Source organism: Hydrogenophaga sp. (assembly GCF_031426985.1).
Taxonomy (GTDB): Bacteria; Pseudomonadota; Gammaproteobacteria; order Burkholderiales; family Burkholderiaceae_C; genus Hydrogenophaga.
In genome coordinates, this window is the sequence record NZ_JASJOY010000212.1 from 1 (window position 1) to 1,681 (window position 1,681).

General features: G+C 64.8%; 1 protein-coding gene. It reads right to left on the minus strand.

Translation table 11 applies throughout. From position 1 onward, the window contains the following. Window positions 1-1,605 (minus strand): mercury(II) reductase (gene merA / locus RMP09_RS21805; RefSeq protein ID WP_310568080.1); only part of this gene is annotated, 1,605 nt, incomplete at its 3' end. Between the last annotated feature and the right edge of the window lie 76 nt (window positions 1,606-1,681).

Here is a 1,681-nt window from a genome sequence, read left to right on the forward strand (position 1 = left end):
GGTCTGCGCCGCGAGCTTCAACCCCTCGACCATCGTCAGGTAGGGGAACAACTGGTCGGCCAGTTCCTGCACCGTCATGCGGTTGCGAATGGCCAGCGCCGCCGTCTGGATCAGTTCGCCCGCTTCCGGCGCAACCGCCTGCACGCCGATCAAGCGCCCGCTGCCCACTTCGGCTACCAGCTTGATGAAGCCGCGCGTATCGAAGTTGGCCAGCGCGCGCGGCACGTTGTCCAGCGTGAGCGTGCGGCTGTCGGTTTCGATGCCGTCGTGGTGCGCTTCCGCCTCGCAGTAGCCCACGGTGGCCACTTGCGGGTCGGTGAACACCACCGCCGGCATCGCCGTCAGGTTCAGGGCCGCGTCGCCGCCGGTCATGTTGATGGCCGCACGAGTGCCGGCCGCTGCCGCGACATAGACGAACTGCGGCTGGTCGGTGCAGTCGCCAGCGGCGTAGATGTGTTCCACGCTGGACCGCATGCCGGAGTCGATGACGATAGCGCCTTGCGGATTGAGCGTGATGCCCGCCGCTTCCAGATTCAGGCTGCGCGTGTTGGGCGCGCGACCGGTGGCGACCAGAAGCCGGTCGGCGCGCAACTCGCCGTGTGCCGTCGTGAGCACGAATTCGCCGCCTTCATGAGTGACCTGGCTGGCCTGCGTGTGATCCAGTACCTCGATGCCCTCCATGCGAAACGCGGCCGTGACGGCTTCGCCGATGGCCGGGTCTTCGCGGAAGAACAGCGTGCTGCGCGCCAGGATCGTCACTTTGCTGCCGAGTCGGGCGAAGGCTTGCGCCAGTTCCAGCGCCACCACCGACGAGCCGATCACGGCCAGGCGCTCGGGGAGCGTTTCGCTGACCAGAGCTTCGGTGGAAGTCCAGTAGGGCGTGTCTTTCAAGCCGGGAATTGGCGGCACGGCCGGACTCGCACCGGTGGCGATCAGGCAGCGGTCGAACGCCACCACGCGCTCGCCGCCGTCGTTGAGCTGCACGACCAGGCTGTGGCCGTCCTTGAAGCGGGCGGTGCCGTGCAGCACGGTGATGGCCGGGTTGCCCTCCAGGATGCCTTCGTATTTGGCGTGACGCAGTTCATCGACGCGGGCCTGCTGCTGGGCCAGCAGCCGATCGCGCAAGATCGTCGGCGGTGTGGGCGGCATGCCGCCATCGAACGGGCTTTCGCGGCGCAAGTGGGCGACGTGGGCGGCACGGATCATGATCTTGGACGGCACGCAGCCGACATTGACGCAGGTGCCGCCGATGGTGCCGCGCTCAATCAGTGTGACCTGCGCCCCTTGCTCGACGGCCTTCAGCGCTGCCGCCATGGCGGCTCCGCCGCTGCCAATGATGGCGATATGCAAACCGGCGCCTGCCAGTACGTCACGGATTTTTTCTTCATCTTTGAAGTCACCAACCCGGATCAAGCCTTGATAGCCCAATGCGGCGATGGTGGCCAGAATTTGGTCGTGACTCACGGCGGTGTCCGCCATCACCTGTGCTCGGCTTTCGGGATAAGACACCACGGCGGATTTCACGCCAGGTATCTTTTCCAAAGCATCTTGGACATGGGTAGCGCAGGTTGTGCAGGTCATGCCATTCACGGTGACTTCGGTCATTTTTTTACTCCGTTGAATTTCGGGGTGCAGCAGGCATCAGCTTGGCGTTTTCGCTGGATGGCGTAGATGGTCAAGC